Origin of the sequence: Streptomyces sp. NPDC091682 (assembly GCF_044756625.1) — a bacterium.
Taxonomy (GTDB): Bacteria; Actinomycetota; Actinomycetes; order Streptomycetales; family Streptomycetaceae; genus Streptomyces.
The window spans coordinates 265,407-283,110 of the sequence record NZ_JBIVTH010000008.1 but is presented as its reverse complement, the minus strand read 5'-3'; the positions used below and the strand labels follow the sequence as shown (position 1 = coordinate 283,110).

16 protein-coding genes are annotated in these 17,704 nt (G+C 74.2%); 7 read left to right on the top strand and 9 right to left on the bottom strand.

The window, feature by feature from the left end:
• Positions 1-164: 164 nt before the first annotated feature.
• Entirely contained in the window at positions 165-512 is a 348-nt protein-coding gene (locus ACIQK6_RS20725) for a hypothetical protein (RefSeq protein WP_329095370.1), read from the top strand.
• A 2-nt stretch (positions 513-514) separates the two neighbouring features.
• On the opposite strand, the gene ACIQK6_RS20720 is transcribed toward ACIQK6_RS20725, so the two are convergent.
• The 3 genes from ACIQK6_RS20720 to ACIQK6_RS20710 all read right to left on the bottom strand — a co-directional run bounded on the left by ACIQK6_RS20720 (position 515) and on the right by ACIQK6_RS20710 (position 3,540).
• Positions 515-1,051 carry an HIT family protein gene (locus tag ACIQK6_RS20720; protein WP_329095368.1) on the bottom strand — a complete coding sequence of 179 codons (537 nt, stop codon included), beginning with the start codon at positions 1,049-1,051 and terminating at the stop codon, positions 515-517.
• 208 nt (positions 1,052-1,259) lie between these two features.
• Entirely contained in the window at positions 1,260-1,643 is a 384-nt protein-coding gene (locus ACIQK6_RS20715; protein WP_329095366.1) for a VOC family protein, read from the bottom strand.
• Between the two features lie 7 nt (positions 1,644-1,650).
• Positions 1,651-3,540, bottom strand: a complete 1,890-nt coding sequence (locus ACIQK6_RS20710; protein ID WP_329095365.1) for an ABC transporter ATP-binding protein — start codon at positions 3,538-3,540, stop codon at positions 1,651-1,653.
• Positions 3,541-3,679: 139 nt separating this feature from the next.
• Here ACIQK6_RS20710 and ACIQK6_RS20705 point away from each other — a divergent pair, with 139 nt between their 5' ends.
• Positions 3,680-5,809, top strand: a complete 2,130-nt coding sequence (locus ACIQK6_RS20705; protein ID WP_402695224.1) for an AMP-binding protein — start codon at positions 3,680-3,682, stop codon at positions 5,807-5,809.
• A gap of 52 nt (positions 5,810-5,861) precedes the next feature.
• On the opposite strand, the gene ACIQK6_RS20700 is transcribed toward ACIQK6_RS20705, so the two are convergent.
• Positions 5,862-7,634: a GNAT family N-acetyltransferase gene (locus tag ACIQK6_RS20700; RefSeq protein ID WP_329095363.1), complete on the bottom strand. Its 1,773-nt coding sequence runs from the start codon at positions 7,632-7,634 to the stop codon at positions 5,862-5,864.
• A gap of 95 nt (positions 7,635-7,729) precedes the next feature.
• On the opposite strand from ACIQK6_RS20700, the gene ACIQK6_RS20695 reads away from it, so the two are divergent.
• A complete protein-coding gene (locus ACIQK6_RS20695; protein WP_030717969.1) occupies positions 7,730-8,152 on the top strand; it encodes a DUF350 domain-containing protein in 423 nt (140 codons plus the stop codon).
• An 85-nt stretch (positions 8,153-8,237) separates the two neighbouring features.
• Here ACIQK6_RS20695 and ACIQK6_RS20690 read toward each other — a convergent pair whose 3' ends face one another.
• Both ACIQK6_RS20690 and ACIQK6_RS20685 read right to left on the bottom strand, forming a co-directional pair.
• Positions 8,238-9,467 carry an acyltransferase gene (locus ACIQK6_RS20690; protein WP_402695223.1) on the bottom strand — a complete coding sequence of 410 codons (1,230 nt, stop codon included), beginning with the start codon at positions 9,465-9,467 and terminating at the stop codon, positions 8,238-8,240.
• A complete protein-coding gene (locus tag ACIQK6_RS20685) occupies positions 9,464-10,573 on the bottom strand; it encodes an alpha/beta hydrolase (protein ID WP_402695222.1) in 1,110 nt (369 codons plus the stop codon). Before ACIQK6_RS20685 ends, ACIQK6_RS20690 begins: the two co-directional genes overlap by 4 nt.
• A 334-nt stretch (positions 10,574-10,907) precedes the next feature.
• On the opposite strand from ACIQK6_RS20685, the gene ACIQK6_RS20680 reads away from it, so the two are divergent.
• On the top strand, positions 10,908-12,074 hold the full coding sequence (locus tag ACIQK6_RS20680) for a calcium-binding protein (protein ID WP_329095358.1): 1,167 nt from the start codon (positions 10,908-10,910) through the stop codon (positions 12,072-12,074).
• 358 nt (positions 12,075-12,432) lie between these two features.
• Here the strand turns inward: ACIQK6_RS20680 and ACIQK6_RS20675 are convergent, their stop codons facing one another.
• Positions 12,433-13,113 (bottom strand): response regulator transcription factor, encoded by a 681-nt coding sequence (locus ACIQK6_RS20675; protein ID WP_329095357.1) that lies wholly within the window; start codon positions 13,111-13,113, stop codon positions 12,433-12,435.
• Positions 13,110-14,468 (bottom strand): histidine kinase, encoded by a 1,359-nt coding sequence (locus ACIQK6_RS20670; RefSeq protein WP_329095355.1) that lies wholly within the window; start codon positions 14,466-14,468, stop codon positions 13,110-13,112. Before ACIQK6_RS20670 ends, ACIQK6_RS20675 begins: the two co-directional genes overlap by 4 nt.
• A gap of 81 nt (positions 14,469-14,549) precedes the next feature.
• On the opposite strand from ACIQK6_RS20670, the gene ACIQK6_RS20665 reads away from it, so the two are divergent.
• The 3 genes from ACIQK6_RS20665 to ACIQK6_RS20655 all read left to right on the top strand — a co-directional run bounded on the left by ACIQK6_RS20665 (position 14,550) and on the right by ACIQK6_RS20655 (position 16,505).
• On the top strand, positions 14,550-15,497 hold the full coding sequence (locus ACIQK6_RS20665) for an AEC family transporter (protein WP_402695221.1): 948 nt from the start codon (positions 14,550-14,552) through the stop codon (positions 15,495-15,497).
• Positions 15,494-16,048, top strand: a complete 555-nt coding sequence (locus ACIQK6_RS20660; protein WP_329095351.1) for an HXXEE domain-containing protein — start codon at positions 15,494-15,496, stop codon at positions 16,046-16,048. The genes ACIQK6_RS20665 and ACIQK6_RS20660 overlap by 4 nt, the downstream gene beginning before the upstream one ends.
• Before the next feature lie 61 nt (positions 16,049-16,109).
• Positions 16,110-16,505, top strand: a complete 396-nt coding sequence (locus ACIQK6_RS20655) for a hypothetical protein (protein ID WP_329095349.1) — start codon at positions 16,110-16,112, stop codon at positions 16,503-16,505.
• On the opposite strand, the gene ACIQK6_RS20650 is transcribed toward ACIQK6_RS20655, so the two are convergent.
• Positions 16,456-17,694 carry a trypsin-like peptidase domain-containing protein gene (locus ACIQK6_RS20650; RefSeq protein ID WP_329095348.1) on the bottom strand — a complete coding sequence of 413 codons (1,239 nt, stop codon included), beginning with the start codon at positions 17,692-17,694 and terminating at the stop codon, positions 16,456-16,458. The genes ACIQK6_RS20655 and ACIQK6_RS20650 overlap by 50 nt on opposite strands.
• Positions 17,695-17,704 lie beyond the last annotated feature (10 nt).

Here is a 17,704-nt window from a genome sequence, read left to right as displayed (position 1 = left end):
GGAAGAGGCCCTGGTGGGAGGGGAGTTGATACCGGGCCGGCCAGGGCCGGTCGGGTCCGGTCGGGTCCGGTCGGACCGGCCGACTACTGGATAATGGTTCCTGAACAGCACCAGCGAGCGGAACGCCGGGTACACCCTGTGGTCCGGCAGGAGAAGGAGTCCCGATGGACGTGCAGCACTTCGAGCGGATCACCGCATTCATCGAGGCGCGGCTCACCCCGCTGTTCGACGAGGGAACGGGCAGCGAACACGGTTTCGCCATGGACGACACCTCCCGCGCCCTGCGCGCCCTGCGCAACTCCGTCCTGGAGGCCTCCGCCATCAAGGGCCTGATCGAGAAGCGGGAATCCGCCGAGCCGGCCATGCGCCGCGTCATCGACCAGTCCGTGGAGCACAACTGGGACGTGCTGCGCGGCATCGCCCGCCAGTGGGAGGACCACGCCGACTTCCGCCACGAGTTCAAGCACCACGCGTGGGAGCTCGACCACCACCCTGCCGGCGCCGAGGCCTGAGCTCACCGCGGCGGTTCGAGGACTCCGCGCGCGGTGACGGCCGCGCGCAGGAGCCCGGCCGTGGCGGCCTGCTCCGCGGGCGACGGCGACAGCACGCCGTTCTCGGTCATCAGGGAGTGGAACTGCTGGCGCTCGTACGGAACCCCGGGCGGCAGCGCCGCGACGTGCCAGTGCAGGTGGGAGTTGCCCTGTCGGCTCCCCAACGAGTACAGGTAGGTCCGCTCGCTGTCGAAGACGTCCTCGACGGCGAGCGCGACCTCCCGTACGACGAGCATCAGCCGGGTGTAGGACGTGGGGTCCAGATCGCGCACGGCGTGCTCGATGTGCGCCTTGGGAGCCACGAGGACCTTTCCGGGGAGCGTGGGCCAGCGGTCGAGGAAGGCCACGTGGTGCTCGTCCTCGAAGACGCTCTCGTGCGCGTAGTCGGGATGCCCGGCGAGGAAGGCGCAGACGAAGCACGGTCCGCCGCGCGTCCGTTCGACATAGGCTTCGAGGTCCATCGGTTCACGGTCCATCGGCATCCGCATCGGTGTCGGCACGGGTGCATCCTCCCACCGACTCCCCCGTCCGTCACGGGGCGGACTCGTCGTCCCCGGGGGCGGCGGTCACCACCGGGCTGCCGTCCGGGAGGCGCCGTGCGAGGGCGCCGGTGCGGAAGTAGCCGTCGGGGGTGAAGGAGCGACCACCCCGTTCCGGGCGGTGCGAGCCGCGGCTCGATCACCACCCGTCCAGGACCCTCGAGGACCCTCAGGGGGTGCCCTGCGTCTTGCGGGGCGTGGTCTGCTGGACCGCCCAGCCGTTGCCGTCGGGGTCGGAGAAGTAGACGAAGGAGCCCCACGGCAGGTCCTGGATCTCCGTCACCTCCACGCCCCGGCCGCGCAGGTCCTCGTACGCCTCCTCGATGTCGGTGACGACGACCTGCATGTTGTCCAACGACCCCGGGGTCATCCGGGTCAACCCCTTGCCGATCGCGATGGAGCACGCCGAGCCCGGCGGGGTCAGCTGGACGAAGCGGATGTCCCCGCTGACGGTGACGTCGTGGTCGGCGTTGAAGCCGAGCTTCTCGTAGAAGTCCTTGGCCCGGTCCACGTCGGTGACGGGGACGGCGACGAGTTCCAATTTGATGTCCATCACAGGATCATGCGCCCGGCGCCGGTGCCCCGCTGCCCGACACGGCGAACTGGGTGCGGTACAGCTCCTCGTACCGCCCGCCCGCCGCCAGCAGTGCGGTGTGCGTGCCCCGTTCCACGATCCGGCCGTCCTCGACCACCAGGATCAGGTCCGCCGCCTGTACGGTCGACAGTCGGTGCGCGATCACCACCGCCGTCCGGCCCGCCAAGGCCTCGCCCAGGGCCTCCTGCACCGCTGCCTCCGAGGTGGAGTCCAGGTGCGCGGTGGCCTCGTCGAGGATCACCACCCGCTGCCGGGCCAGCAGCAGCCGCGCGATGGTCAGTCGCTGCCGTTCCCCGCCCGAGAGCCGGTAGCCGCGCTCCCCGACCACCGTGTCCAGTCCGTCCGGCAGCGAGGCGACGAGGCCGTCCAGCCGCGCGCGCCGCAGGGCCTCCCAGACCTCCTCCTCGGAGGCCTCCGGGCGGGCCAGCAGCAGGTTGGCGCGCACCGATTCGTGGAAGAGGTGCCCGTCCTGGGTGACCATGCCGAGCGTCTCGCGGATCGAGTCGGCCGTGAGGTGACGTACGTCGATCCCGCCGAGCCGGACCGCGCCCGCGTCGGCGTCGTACAGCCGCGGCAGCAGCTGAGCGATGGTCGACTTGCCGGCGCCGGACGAGCCGACCAGGGCGATCATCTGGCCCGGTTCGGCGCGGAAGGACACCTCGTGCAGCACCTGCGTACCGCCCCGGGCATCCAGGGTGGCGACCTCCTCCAGGGAGGCCAGCGAGACCTTGTCGGCGGCCGGATAGCCGAAGGAGACCCGGTCGAACTCCACCGCCACCGGCCCCCGGGGCACCCGGCGGGCGTCCGGATCCTGTGCGATGAGCGGCTTCAGGTCGAGGATCTCGAAGACCCGCTCGAAGCTCACCATCGCGCTCATCACCTCGACGCGGGCGCCGGCGAGTGCGGTGAGCGGGGCGTAGAGCCGGGTCAGGAGGAGGGCGAGGGCGACGACGGAACCGGCGTCCAGGGAGCCGCGCAGGGCGTAGAACCCGCCGAGCCCGTAGACGAGCGCCAGGGCCAGCGCCGAGACCAGGGTGAGGGCCGTGATGAAGGCCGACTGGGCCATGGCCGTGCGGATCCCGATGTCGCGCACCCGCGCCGCCCGGGCCGCGAACTCCGCGGACTCGTCGGCGGGCCGCCCGAAGAGCTTGACCAGCGTCGCGCCGGGGGCGGAGAACCGTTCGGTCATCTGGGTGCCCATCGCGGCGTTCAGCGCGGACGCCTCGCGCTGCATCGCCGCCATCCGCGCCCCCATCCGGCGGGCCGGCAGCACGAACACCGGCAGCAGCACCAGTGCCAGCAGGGTGATCTGCCAGGAGATGCCGAGCATCACGGTGAGGGTCAGTACCAGGGTGACGGTGTTGGCGACGACCCCCGACAGGGTGTTGCTGAAGGCGCGCTGGGCACCGATCACATCGTTGTTGAGGCGGCTGACCAGGGCCCCCGTCCGGGTCCGGGTGAAGAAGGCGACCGGCATCCGCTGCACGTGGTCGAAGACCGCCGTCCGCAGATCCAGGATCAGCCCCTCGCCGAGGGTTGCGGAGAGTCTGCGGGTCAGCAGTCCGAGTCCGGCCTCCGCGACCGCGATCAGCGCGATGAGCAGGGCGAGGCGGGTGACAGCGGAGCTGTCGCGGCCGTCCACGATGGCCGTGACGACCCGGCTGGCGAGCACCGGGGTGGCCACCGCGAGCAGGGCGGTCACCACGCTCAGCAGCAGGAAGAGGGTGAGCCCGCGGCGGTGCGGGCGGGCGAAGGCGGCGACGCGGCGCAGGCCGGCCCGGGAGAGCGGGCGACGGTCCTGCTGGGCGTTGATCGCGCTGTGCAGCGACGTCCAGGCGGTGACTTCCATGTCCATGGCCCGAACGCTAGGACCTCAACCAAACTTCAGGTCAAGGGTCCGTCCGGGATCGCCCGCACGGGGCGCCAACTCCCGTGCGCACGAACGATTGTGACGACCCCCGTCCGATGTCGGTGGCCGGTGGCATCATCGGTCCATGACGCAGGGATCCGAGTCCGTACGCTTCGGCAAACGAACCACCGACACCGTCCTGCACCGCTTCGAGCAGTGGGCCCGGGACACTCCCGGAGCCCGCGCGCTCATCGCCGGCCCGGACGGCCTCACCTACGGGGAACTGGACGCGCGGGCCGACCGGCTGGCGCACCGTCTGCTCGACTCCGGCCTGCCGCCCGGCGCACTCGTCGCCGTGGGCACCGCCCGGCAGAGCGAACTGGTCGTCGCCCTCCTCGCCGTCCTCAAGGCCGGCGGGTCCTACGCCGTCATCGACGTGGAGAGCCCGCGCTCCGGCCGCCGGCAACTCGCCGCGGCCGAGCCCCTCGTCCTGCTCACCGATGCCGCCCAGCAGGCCGCACTCGACAACGGTGGCGGCCCCCGGGTGATCCGGCTCGACGCGGAGCCCGCGGCGATCGGCGGGCCGCGCACCGAACAGTCCGCGGACGGGCCTGCGGACGGGCCTGCGGACGGGGCCGCGAACGGACCTGCGGACCGGCCCGGGCATTCGCCCGAGGACCGGCTTCCCGGTGCGGTCGCCCCGCCGCCCGGTCGCACCGCCGCGGTCCTGTCCAGCGGGGCGGTCGAGCCGCGCGCGGTCCCCGTGGGCCACGGGCTGCTCCTCGCCGCCCACGAGGCCTGGGCCGAGGTGGCCCGGCCGACCCCGCAGGACCGGCACCTGTTCACGGTCGGTACGGGCGTCACCGCCTTCGCCGCGGGTTGGACCCGGGCCCTGTGTTCGGGCGGCGCCCTCGTGCTCTCCCCGCGTTCCGCCTGGCAGCCCGGGGACATCCGCACGGCCGTCGAGACCGACCGCGTCACCGTGCTGCACACCGACCCGGCCGGCGCCGCCCGACTGCTGGTCCACGAGGCCGAACGGGGAACGCTCGCCCCGGCCGCCCACCGCGGTGCCGACCCGGCCTGCAGGTCCCTGCGACTGCTCGCCGTCTCGGGCGACCGGCTCTACCTCGACGAGCAGGCGACCCTGCAGGTCCGGCTGCGCCCCGGCGCGCGGGTGCTCAACGTCTACGGCCCCGCGGAGTGCGCCGGCATCGGCACCTGGTTCGAACTTCCCCAGCTGCCACGTCCGTTGGACGACCCGGAGGAGATATCCCTGCTCGGCACCGCGTTCCCGGGCTTCCGGGCCGAGGTGCACGACGGGGAGATCCGCCTCGTCCCGCCGGACGGCGCCGACGCGGTACCCACCGGCGACATGGGCCTGCTCCGCGAGGACGGGTTGTTGGAGTACCGCGGCCGGCTCCGGGACCGGATCACCCTGCCTGGCGGCCGCATGATCGACCCGTACCCCGTCGAGTCCGCCATCCGCAGCCACGAGGGCATCGGCGCGGCCATCCTGAAGGGGGTCGACGGCCCCCGCGGCCCGCGCCGGCTCGTCGCGTACGTGGCCCCGCCGCCCGGCGGGCCGACCGTACCCGCCAGGGCCCCGTTCCCGGCCATCGAGGAACTGCGCGACCACCTGGCGGGCAAGGTGCTCCGGGAGGAGTGCCCGCGCACCGTGATCCGGCTGCGCGCCCTGCCCCGCACCACGGCGGGTCAGGAGGACCGGGACGCCCTGCCGCTGCCCATCCTGCCCGCGGCGGCCCAGAAGCCCGGGGGCAAGTCCGGCAAGTACGGGGCCGCAGCGCCCCAGGGCGAGGCCTCGGCCGGCTGCGCGGCCGGCTGCGGAGGAGCAGCGCTGGGGCTCGTCGCGCTGATCTTGACGAACCTCCTCTGGCCCGGATCGACCGACCTCACCGGGGTGCCGCAGCCCTGGGCGTTCCTGTTCTTCGTGCTGTACCTGTTCGAGTGCGTCGCCTTCGGGGTCGGGGTGGTGTTCCTGTTCGGCGGCCGTGCCCGGATGCTGCGTCAACGCCGTGGTCCCTCCCTCACCGCGGCCGCCCATCTCGCCGTGTCCTACCTGCTGTTGTCCTGGTGGCCGCAGGACAACTTCTACCGACTGGCCGCCAAACAGGACTGGCCGCGCCAGGCCGCGCTGGTCTACGCCTTCAACATCCCGCTGATGATCGCGGGCGTCATCGTCGCCGCCTACGTCGTCAGCAAACCGGCCGACCCCTTCGACTTCCACGACCCCGCGGACGACCGGCCCGATCGCTGACCGGAACACCGCGGCGGACCACCGGCCCGCCGGTCGGCCGCGCGCCCGCCGGCTACGGCGGGCCGAACATCGCCCCGACCGCGAGGGCCTCGGCCCGTACCAGCGCCTCGGCCGCGTCCAGCACCTCCCTGCTGTGCGCGGCCACCAGCACACCCAGCCAGGGCGCCGGTTCGAAGGCGGCGGTCGGGATCGCGGGGACGAACACCGCCCCGAGCTCCGCGCAGCCCCGGGCCAGGTCCGCGCACCACTCGTCCAGCAGGGCCTCGGGCAGCCGCGCACCCAGTTCCACCCGGTCGACGATCCGTACGAGGTGCCCCGAGCCCCGCAGCGCGTCGAGCCGGGCCGCCACCATGAAGGCGATGGACGGCCCGGTCAGCCGCAGGTTCGTCTCGGTCGGCGCGAGCCGCCCCGCCCCGTCGGCGACGAAGTCCACGTCGAACCAGCCCCGGTAGCCGGATTCCGCCAGCTCCCGGCCCACCGCCGCGCCGAAGGCGGTGAGGGAGCTCTCCGCCCACTCGGGCACCACCCCGGGACCCACGGTGGCGCCCCGGTAGCAGCCGTCCGCCACGTCCATCACCGCCCCGCCCACCTCGTGCGCGCGGCCCGCGTCATCCACGAAGCCGTCGTACGTCAGGTCCCGAGGCCCCCCGTCGGCCCCGGCCGCCGGACCGCCGACGTACTCCTCCACCAGCAACGGCCCGCGCGGCAAACGCCGCAGCACGGCCCGCGCCCCGCCCGCGGCACGGACCCGCTCGGGGGTGACCACCGTGGTGCCCGAACCCCCGACACCGTGCTCCGATTTCAAAACGGTGCTCTCGCCCGCCCTGGTCCTGGCCGCCAGCATCCGGGCCGCCGTCCACCGCCCGTCTGCCCGCCACTGCCGGGGGAGCACGATTCCCGGATGCCCGCCGTCCGCCAGGATCCGCCCGAAGAGGGCGTGCGCCGCGGACTTCGATTCGTAGCGCAGTTCCCCGGGCCGCCACGGCCGGCCCGCCAGCCGTCCGAACGGCCGGGTGCGCCCCCAGGGTACGAGGGGCAGCCCGGCTCCGGTGAGCAGCGCGGCCAGCGCCGGCCGGTCCCGTACGGCATCGGCGAGGCCGGGATCCGCGTCCAACAGGCCGTCGTACACCTCGACCCCGGTCCAGCCCAGCTGGCGGCAGACCAGCTCGGTCCAGCCCCGTGGCACCGGCCGCGGCAGCACCAGCGCGGCCGGGTAGGGACTGTAGAAGGCGGCGAGGCACGCGTAGTGGTGCGCGGGCCGCTGCTCCGGATCCACGGTGGCATCGGCGAACTGCGCGTTGAACTCGCCGACGTTGCCCAGGTGCACGGCCCGCCCGCCACCGGTCCAGGTCCGCGCCCAATCGGCGAGCGGGACGGGAGCCGCCTCGAACCGGACCAGGGCCGGACCACCGGGTCCCCCGTCCGGTGCGGCCGTGGCCACCGCCCCCATCGCCCGGTAGAACCCGGCCGCGTGCGGATCGGAGTCGATCGTCAGCCGGCGCACCCCCAGGTCCACGGCCCGCCGCAGCGCGTCCCGGTACAGCAGCCGACCCACGCCCTGCCCGATGGCGGACGGCTCCACGAAGAGCAGCCCGAGCGCCGCCCGCGGGGGAGCCCCCTCCAGCGAGGCGATCCCGAGCACCTCTCCCCGCCCGTTTTCGGCCACGACCACACGGCGGGCCGTCACGTCGTCGGGCCGGATCCGCAGTTCCGGCGCGCACGCGGCCAGGAAGTCGGCGTCGTACCCCCAGTGCGCCTTGGACCGCATCACCAGCCCGGTCAGGTCCGCCGCCTCGGCGGGCCGCGCGGCCCTGACCTTTACCATTCGCTGACCTCCCCATGGTCCGCGCCAGGGCCGTGCGATAGATTCGGCCTCCCCACGGCACATACTTTCCCATCCACGCGGAGACAGGCTTCTCAATGAGCGACATCATCAACGGACTTGGCCGCACCAGCGCCTACGGCGCCCTCGGCCTGGTGCTGCTGATCCTCGGCATCGTCCTCGTGGACGTGCTGACGCCCGGGAAGCTCCCCAAGCAGATCTGGGAGGAGCGCAACCGCAACGCGGCCCTCTTCCTCAGTTCCGCGCTCCTCGGCATCGGCGGCATCGTCTTCACCTCGATCTGGACGACGTACGCGGACTTCGGCAAGGGCCTGCTGTCCACCGCGGCGTTCGGCGTGCTCGGCCTGATCCTGATGGCGGTGGCCTTCCTCGTGCTCGACCTGGTGACCCCCGGCAAGCTCGGCGCCATCGTCGTCGACCCGGAGCCCCACCCGGCGGTCTGGGTCTCGGCCGCCTGCAACCTCGCCGTGGCCGCGATCGTCGCCGCCTCGATCGCCTGACGCGGAGCGCCCGTACGTGACGAGAGCGCCGCTCCCCCGGGGGGAGCGGCGCTCTCGTCGTATCGGGGATCCATCGGGACCCCGGTCAGGTGAGGCCCAGCGCGAACGCCGCGAACCCCGCCGCCAGCAGCCCGGCCACGGTACGGCGCAGCGCGCTCGCCCGGCGTCCCTCCTGGGGCGGCGCCTCGAACCGCCTCGCGGAGCGGGCGATCACGACGAACAGCGATGCGAACACCGGCATCCACGCCAACCGCGCCGCGACCCAACCCAGGCTGTCCGGCGCCGTCGTGAGCCCGGCCAGTTCACCCACGAACGAACCGGGCACGGCCGCGGCCAGCATCGCCGTCTGGTGCCAGCACAAGATCGTCATCGCTGACAGGTTGATCACGACCACCGGGGCCCACAGGGCGGGCCGCTCCAGCAGCTTCGCCAGCCGGTCGCGCAGCAGGATTGCCGCGCCCGACTGCGCCGAGGCCAGGGCCAGCACCAGGAGCGACGGCGGGTGCGAGTTGGTGCGTGCCGCACCCGGTACGCCCACCATCGACGCCGGATAGTGGAAGACCGCCAGCAGCGCGGCGAACAGCAGCGTCCCGCCCGCCAGCAGCAGCCAGGCCCCGCGCCGCCCGATCCGCCGCTCGCCCCAGGAGACGCCCAGCTGGTACGCGAACAGCCAGCCGGGCAGCACGTTCACCAGGGCGAGCCACGACGGTACGGACTCGGCGAGCGGTCCGTAGCGCAGGAAGTCCACCACGGCGACCGAGCCGAGCAGCGGGGCGGCCGCCCAGCCGCCGAGGCGCCGCGCCGCCCGCACGCAGTACGGGGTCAGCGCGGTGACCACCACGTACACCCCGACGAACCACAGCGGTTGGACCACCAGCGTGGCCCCGGTCCGCAGCGATGCCTCCGGTACCCCGGCCGCGTACAGCACGGGCGCGGCCAGCGCCCACACCGCGGTCACCCCGAGCACCGGCCGCCCCAGCCGCACGATGCGGCCCTTCAGCCAGGCGCCCGCCGACCCGGTGCGGCGCCCGAAGGAGAGCGCCGAGGCGTACCCGCCGACGAGGAAGAAGATGCCCAGCATTTGGAGCACCCAGCTGGCCGGGGCCAGGCCGCCGACCGCGGACAGCGGGCTGGCGTTGTGCAGGCCGCCGTCGGAGTCGAGGGTGAAGCCGCCGAGGAGCCAGTGGCCGGTGGGTACGGCCAGCAGCGCCAGGGCGCGCAGCCCGTCGATCGCCCGGTCGCGGTGGGCGGGGGTCCGGCCGTCGATCCGTGCGGCGGCCTTCCGCAGCGGGGCCAGGGTGGCGCGGGCGCTCATCGGGCCGCTCCCTTCGCGATGGCGGCGAAGGCCGCCAGGGACTGGGTGCCGGGCACGAAGTAGCCGGTGTGGCCCACTACGTCGCCCGCCGGTACCCGGCGCGCGCCGAAGGCCGCGGACGTGGGGTCGGCGCCGTGGCCGATCCCCGCGAACTCGACGTTCGGGACGTCGGCGATCCAGTCGGACGGCCCCCGGGCCGCCCAGACGCGGGCCCCGCTGCCGAGGCCGGCCGCGGTGTCGGCGCGCATCCCGGGAGAACCGAAGGCCACGATGTCGGCGGCGTCGGTGTGCCGGGCCGCGAGCCCGCACACCACCGAGCCGTAGCTGTGGCAGAACAGCACCGGGTCGGGCGCGCCGACCGCGTCGAGTCCCGCCGTGAACCGGGCCAGTCGGGCCGCTCCGGCCCGGGCGAGGCGGCCGTCGGCCGCGTCCAGGCCGACACCGACCGGGGTGGTGTAACCGATCCACGCGATGACGGCGGTGGCCCCGCCGGTCCCGGCCGCGGCCCCGGTCCCGGCCCCGGTTCCGGACCCGGACCCGGACCTGGACACGGACCCGGTCGCCTCGCGCAGCGCTCGGGCCATCCCGGCCGGGCCGGTGTGGGGCTTGCGCTGGGCGTCGTAGCTGGCGGCGTCGTTGTCCGAACCCGGCACGATCACCGAGACGTGCTCCGCATGCTCCAAGTCCCCGAACACCTCGGCCACCTGCCCCCGGCCGCGCGGGTCGAAGGCCAGGATCTGCCGTTCCGGCGCGGCGAGGGAGGCGTAGCGCGCCTCACCCGTGGCCGCCACGGCGATCCGGTTGGCCTCGTACCGCAGGGGGAGCGGCGCCCCATCCAGGTTGCCCACCACCAGCGGGTGCGACCGCAGCAACTGCCGCCGCGCGGTGTCGTCCAGCCCGGCGAAGAAGGCGGCCACCTCGCCCGGCGCGGCGGTCGCCGGATCGGGCAGCGCCCGGCCGGACACCAGGTCGGCCCGCCAGGCGGCGGTGCCGGGCGGCGGTCCGGTGACCGCTGCCTGGCTGTCGCCCGAAGCCCACCCGGCGGTCCCCCCGACGAGGGCCACCGCCAGTGCGGCCGTGACCAGCGTCCTTCCGAAGCGGCGCATGCCCCTTCTCCTCTCCTCGTGACGAGGGGGAAGGTAGGTAGGGGGTATCCGCGTCCACGTCCGACCAGGGAGCCAAGTCGGATGTCATACCCCGGTAGGGGGTGGAGGAGACGGAGTCCTTTCCCGGCCCGCTGATGGGTCCGACCGCTCGCTCCGGCGTTGCCCGGCCCCGCCCCTGTCGTGCCCGGTGCCCGGCACGGCTCGCCGTTGCTCCACGGGTGCGATCCCCGTCAGCCGTCTGCCCGAGCCCGTCAGTGTGTCGGCGTCGCCGAGGCCCGCGCCGCGGCTAGTTATGGCGATAGTCCGACTAATTGCGGCCAAGGGAGTGCAGACGATGCCCCACTGGGAACATCAGCGGGAGTCCGGACCGGGACCTCGCCCCCGCCGGGCGGCCGCCGCCGGCTTCGCCTGCGCCCTGGCCGCCGGATCCCTCGTCCTCCTCGGGACCGGGAACGTCAGCGCACGGGCGGTGACCTGCTTCGGCGTACCCGCCACCCTCGTCGTCACCACCCCCGGCGCGACCACCGACGGGACCCCGGGCAACGACGTGATCGTCGGCACTCCGGGCCCAGACACGATCCACGGCCAGGGCGGCGACGACCTGATCTGCGGGCTGGCGGGTGACGACGTCCTCATCGGCGGACTCGGCAACGACCAGATCGACGGCTCCGCGGGCGCCGACCAGCTGCGCGGCGACAGCTTCAGCCCGACCGGCGACGCCACGGGCGGCGGCAACGACCGCCTGCTCGGAGGCGACGGGGACGACCAGTTCACCGGCGACAGCTACGCCCCCGGCGGCAACGCCGAGGGCGGCGGAAACGACCAGCTCATCGGCGGCCCCGGCAACGACCGGCTGACGGGGGACAGCAGAGGACTGAACGCGGTGGGCGGCGGAGCCGACCGGATCGACGGCGGCCCCGGCGACGACGCCCTGCTCGGTGACTCCGGTGCGTCCGCCGGCAACGCCACGGGCGCCGGGAGCGACGTACTGCTCGGAGGGCCCGGGTCCGAGACCATGACGGGGGACAGCGAGGCCGCACGGAACGCGATCGGCAGCGGCGGCAACGACCTGCTGGACCTGGGCGCCGACGGCGGGGTCTCGGCGATCGGCGACCACACCGTCACCAACCCGGCGGGGGGTCGCGCGATCGGCGCCGGGAACGACCGGATCATCGGCGGAGCCTCCGACGAGTTCCTCGTCGGAGACAGCGGCCCGGCCGATGCGCGCCGCACCGCCGCGGGCAACGACACCATCAGCGGCGGCGCCGGGAACGACCGCGTCTTCGGCGACAACGTCGACCTCACCGGCACGGCGAGCGCGGGAACGGCGGGGGGCGCCGACTTCCTCGACGGCGGCGAGGGCGTCGACACCCTCAAGGCGGGCCCCGCCGGCGACTTCCTCTCCGGGGGCCCCGCCGGCCCGGACGGCCCGGACGCCTGCGACGGCGAAGGCGGAACCGACTTCGCCACCGGCTGCGAGACCCTGGCCGGCCTGCCGTAGGCTGTGTCCGCCAAGTCCCGCCCGCCCCGCGACACCTGGCACTGCACCGCATCCCCCAAACTCTGTCCGGGTCTTCCCAGCGGTAGCCGGGGGAGATGCACGGCCCCAGACACCGCGGGGCCCGCCCCCCCCCCCGGGGCGGCCGGCGCTACCTCGCGGACACGTCCTCGCGGGTGCCCCGCCGGGCTCGCGGTGCCCGCGACGCACGCACCGGGCGTCGATCCGCCCCGACCGACAGGACGCTCCGAGGTCCCGTGCCTGCGATGCCTGGCTCGGCCCTCGGGCACCACACCGGCCCGTGCGCACGCATGACGGACCGGAAGAGCACGGGCGCCCTGCGGCGGCGGTGCCGGCGGACTCAGCCGGAGTCGCCCGGCCGCACCAGCCCCGCCTCGTACGCGAAGATCACGGCCTGCGCCCGGTCCCGCAGGTCGAGCTTGGCCAGCACCCGCCCGATGTGCGTCTTCACCGTCTGCTCCGCCAGTACCAGGTGCCCCGCGATCTCCTGGTTCGACAGCCCCCGCGCGATGAGCTCCAACACCTCGGTCTCGCGCGGGGTGAGCCCCTTCAGCCGCAGCGCCGGGTCCTTGCGCGGCGCCGGGCGCTGCTGGACGAAGTCCGCGATCAGCCGCCGCGTCACCGAAGGCGCCAGCAGCGCCTCGCCCGAGGCGACCACCCGGACCGCGGCGATCAGATCGGCCGGCGGGGCGTCCTTGAGCAGGAACCCGGAGGCCCCCGCGCGCAGCGCCTCGTACACGTAGTCGTCGATGTCGAAGGTGGTCAGCATCAGCACCCTCGGCCGGTGCACCACCCCGGGCGGGGGATCGAGGATCTCCCGGGCCGCCGTGAGCCCGTCCATCTCCGGCATCCGCACGTCCATCAGCACCACATCGGGGTGCGTGGAACGGGACAGCCGCACCCCCTGCCGCCCGTCGGGCGCCTCGCCCACCACGTCGATGTCGGCCTGTGCCGACAGCAGGGCGGCGAACCCGGCCCGCACCATGGCCTGGTCGTCGACGATGATCACGCGAATGGTCAACTGGGGTCCTCGGTCGGATCGTTCAAGGGCAACCGGGCGGCGACCCGGAAGCCGCCGTCGGCCAGCGGGCCCGTGTCGAGCGTCCCGCCGGTCAACCGTACGCGCTCGCGCATCCCCACCAGACCGTGCCCCGTGCCCGAACCCTCCAGCTCCACCACGGCGTCCCGCGCCGGACCGTTGACCACGAGCACCAGGACCTCGTCCTCGTCCACCGTCACCGAGACCCGGGTGGGAGCGCCGGGCGCGTGCCGCACCACATTGGCCAGGGCCTCCTGCACGATCCGGTACGCCGACAGGTCCACCGCCGGTGGCGCGGCCCCGGCCACCCCGGCCGCCAGCGACAGTTCCACCGGCTGCCCGGCCCGTACGGTCGCCTCCACCAACTGCTGGAGCCGGTCGATGCCCGGCTGCGGGGCCCGCTCGCCGTCGGCGCCGTCCGCCCCGCCCGCGCCGTCGCCGCGCAGCACGGTCAGCAGCCGCCGCATCTCGCCCAACGACTCCCGCGCGCTCGCCGCGATCGCCGCGAACTCCTCCCGTACGGGCTCCGACATGCCGGGGACCCGGTACGGCGCCGAATCGGCCTGCACCGTGATCACCGACATGTGGTGGGCCACCACGTCGTGCAACTCGCGCGCGATCCGGGCCCGTTCCTCCAGCAAGGTCCGCCGGGACCGCTCCGCCTCGCTGATGCTCTCCTGCTCGGCGACCCGCTGCTGCGCGTCACCGACCCCGCGCAGCGCGCCCGTCAGGACCAGCATGACGCCGCTGAGCACGAAGAGCAGGGCGGCGGTGTTCGTCACGCCCGCGGGCGGGGAGAAGCCCAGGACGGTACCGACGACGCCGGTCACCAGCCACACCCCGACCAGGGTCCGGACGGACTCGCGCAGTCCCAGGCAGGCCATCAGCACCAGGTAGCCGACGATGGTCATCGGCGGCCACGGCCAGGAATGCCCGGCCACCTCGTCGGCGCCGATCAGCAGCACCGCGGCGACGGTGTCGGCGATCAGTACGACGAGCCAGGCGTGCACCGGCCGGGTCAGCGCGAGGAGCAGCGGCACGGTCTGCGCCACGGCCAGCGCGCCCGCCCAACCGCCGCCGACCCCGTAGTCGTCGGACAGCACCGCGATCGTCACCGGCAGCAGGGTGACGACGAAGATGCCGACGACGACGAACGGCAGCGCCCGCTGCCACCGCCCGGGTGCCTGCGCGAACAGGGGCTGCGCCGCCCCGGCCGGCGTGCGCAGCACGACGGCCAGCCGCGCCAGCGCGCCGGGCACCCGGGCGCCGGCCGCCGAGGAGGAACGGATGCCTGCGCGGGTGCGGCTGCGCAGCCGGTTACGGGGTTCGTCGCTCATGATCGGGCCAGCCTATGTGCCGGAGGGCCGGAAGGCGGGTGGGGCTAGGCTGCTCGCCTGTCGATCATGGGGGATACGGGCATGGGTGGCGCTGCCGCGTTGGAGAAACTGGTGCCGGTGCTGCTGGCGTTCGGCGGCGGCGTGCTGCTCGCCCGCCGGAAGATCGTTCCGGCCGAGGCTTCGAAGGTCTTCTCCGACTACGCCTTCCTCTTCGCCGTCCCCTGTTACCTCTTCGGCAACATCTACGCCAGCGATCTCGGGGCCCTGTTCAACTGGCGGGCGATCAGCGGCTATGCGGGGGCCGCGGCCCTCGCCGTGGTGGCGGTGGCCGTGGCGGCGGTCGCCCACGGCCTGCGCGAGCCCCGCGACGTGGCGCTGCGGGTGATGGCGGGAGTGCAGGTGAACACCGCCTACTTCGCCGTCCCCGTCTTCATCACCGTGTTCGGGACGGCGGCGCCGATCTTCCCGATCCTGCTGTTCCAGGTCTGCGTACTGTCCTTGGTCGTCATCGCCCTCATGGAACTGGGCCGTGCGGGCCCGACGGCGGGCGGCCCGGGGCGCCGTCTCTCCCGCGCCGTCGGCGCCTCGCTCGCGACCCCGTTGGTCCTCGCCTGCAACGCGGGGATCCTGCTCAACCTGCTCTCGGTCCGGGTCCCGGCCGTCGCCTTGGACGGCGCCGCGTTCGTCGGGGACAGCGCCTCCCCGGTGGCCCTGTTCGCCCTGGGCCTCCACCTGGGCGGCCTCGGCCTCCAGCTGCGGGGCACCACGCGCGAAGAACTCGCCCTCGTAGGCTTCAAGTGCCTGGTGTTCCCGCTGCTGACCTGGGCGGTCTGCGGGCTGCTCGTCGGTGTGCGGGGCGAGTGGCTCGCGTACCTCGTCCTGATCGCGGCGATGCCGACCCCGCAGAACCTGTTCATCTTCGCCCAGCGCTACGACGTCGGCGTCGACCTCTCCGCGTCGATCGTGATCAAGAGTTCGCTCGTGTCGCTTCTGTTGCTGCCCCTGTGGCTGCAGACTGTGGCCGTATGAACGCTGACGCTTCCCGCCCCCCGATATCGCCGAGCGCCGTCACCTTAGGACTGTTCGCCGCCTGGGCCGTGCACGACCTCGAAGAAGTGGCCACCGTGGCGCGCTGGTCCCGGACCCGGGTCCCCGCCCTGCGCGAGCGCCACCCCGGCGTCCCCGACCGGGTCTGGCGGAGCATGGAAGCGGTGAACGGCCGCGAGTTCGCCACCGCGGTCGCCGTGATGGGACTCATCGTCGCTGCCGCTTCGGCCGACGGGTACCGCACCGGCGGGCGCTCCGCCTTCTACCAGACCTCGCTGAACGGCTTCGGCCTACACGGCCTCGTGCACGTCGCCCAGGCCGTCGCCACCCGCGGCTACACCCCCGGCGTGGTCACCTCACCGCTGCTCGTGGTGCCCTTCACCCTGTGGGCGCGCGGCCGACTGCGCCGGGCCGGGGTCCTGCGGCCCACACGGCCGCGCGACGTCGTCTCGGGCCTAGCCCTCGCGGGCGCGGCCACCGCCGCCTCGCACGCCGTCGCCCGGCGGATCCGCCGGGCCGCGTCCGCGCGGTAGTCCCCGGTCCTTCGGCACCCGTCCGTACGCACCCAGGGCGGCATCGGCTCGTTGACCCGGCATGGAACTGCCGACCATCGCGGCGCCGGGCGTCGGTGAACGGGCCGACGCCGTGGCCGATGCCGCCTGCCACCTCTACGACACCATCGCCCCCTGGGGTACCGGCGCGCCCGGTGGATGGAGCCGGGCCGCCGCCGAGGACGCCGCGGAGGCGATCGAGACCACCGCGCACGCCCTCGCGTCCCTCGACCCGGGCGCCGAGGTGGTCCTCGCGCCCGTCCATGCGGCCCTCGCCGACCTGCGCCGCCGGCTCGGCCTCGCGCCCGCCGACGCGCTGAACGGCGACGGGCCCGTCGCGACCCCGCGCACGGTCGGCAACCCGCGCCGGACCCGCCGGGCAAGGGTGCTCACCGCCGCGCCTTCGCCCCGGCTACCGCCTTCTCGTACAACTTCCTGATGTCCGCGCCGAAGTAGGAGCTGTACGAGGTGTCGACCTTGTCCCCGCCGGTCTTCCAGCCGCCGATGACCCCCACCACGTCACCGGTCCCCGTGCGCGCGTCGTAGCGGGTCAGGAACGGGCCGCCGCTGGTCCCGCCGGGATAGCCGGTGCAGTCGATCCGCAGGAACGATCCCGGGATCCGCGCGTCGGCACTGGTGAACTTCGTCGTCCGGTTGACGCACACCCGCGGCCGGGCGGCCGAGGCCGGGTAGCCGATCAACGTGACCCGTGCGTGCGCGTAACCGGCCCCGGTCCGCAGCCGGTTCCCGCCCACCACGTCCTCCACCGAGAAGCCGCGGGCGTTCGGACCCACCTGGGCGAAGGCCGCGTCGAGGGCTGCTGCGCGGTCGACGCCCTGGGAGCGGTAGCGCGGGTCGATCCAGATCTTGGAGCGCCCGTCCGCGTCCCGCAGGACCGGGAACAGGCCGTACGGCTGCGGCTTCGCCCGGGTGTACTGCGGTACGAAGGCCACCTGCTGGGTGTCGGAGCCGAGCAGGCAGTGCGCCGCGGTGAGCACCAGGTTGCGGCCGGGGGAGGAGACCACGCTGGCGGTGCAGAAGTAGGTCCCACCGGCCTTGACGAGGAACATCCGGCCGGTGACCGGGATGCCGTCGAAGTTCTGCCCGATGCCGGTGGTGAGGGCCGGCAGCCGCGGAACGGCCGGGCGTGCCGGGGCGGGAAGCGGAGCCGGAGCCGTTGGCGCGCGGGCGGGCACGGGCACGGGAACGGCGGGAGGAGTGGGGACGGGAGGGGGAGCGGAAGCCGGCGCGGGTGTCGTGGTGGGCAGCGGGAGCCCTGTCGCGGCGGGGGTCGGCGTGGCGATCGGGACCGCCTCGACCGCCTCGACCGCCTCGACCGCCTCGACCGCCTCGACCGGTTCGGCCGGTTCGGCCCCTCCGATCGGTTCGGCCGGCTCCGGGCGTTCGGGCACCGCGGGCGGCGCGGGATCCACGCGTGCGGGCGGTACGGGCGGCAACGGTGCTGCGGAGGCCATTCGTTCGGCGCTCCAGAAGGACTGCGCCTCGCGCGCCGACCAGCGGCCCACGGCCACCGGGGCGGCGACGCCTCCGGCCTCGGCCACGGGCAGCGGCCCCCCCGACACCAGCAGGGCGGCCGCCACCACGGCCATCGTCAACGTACGTCGCATGCCGGACACT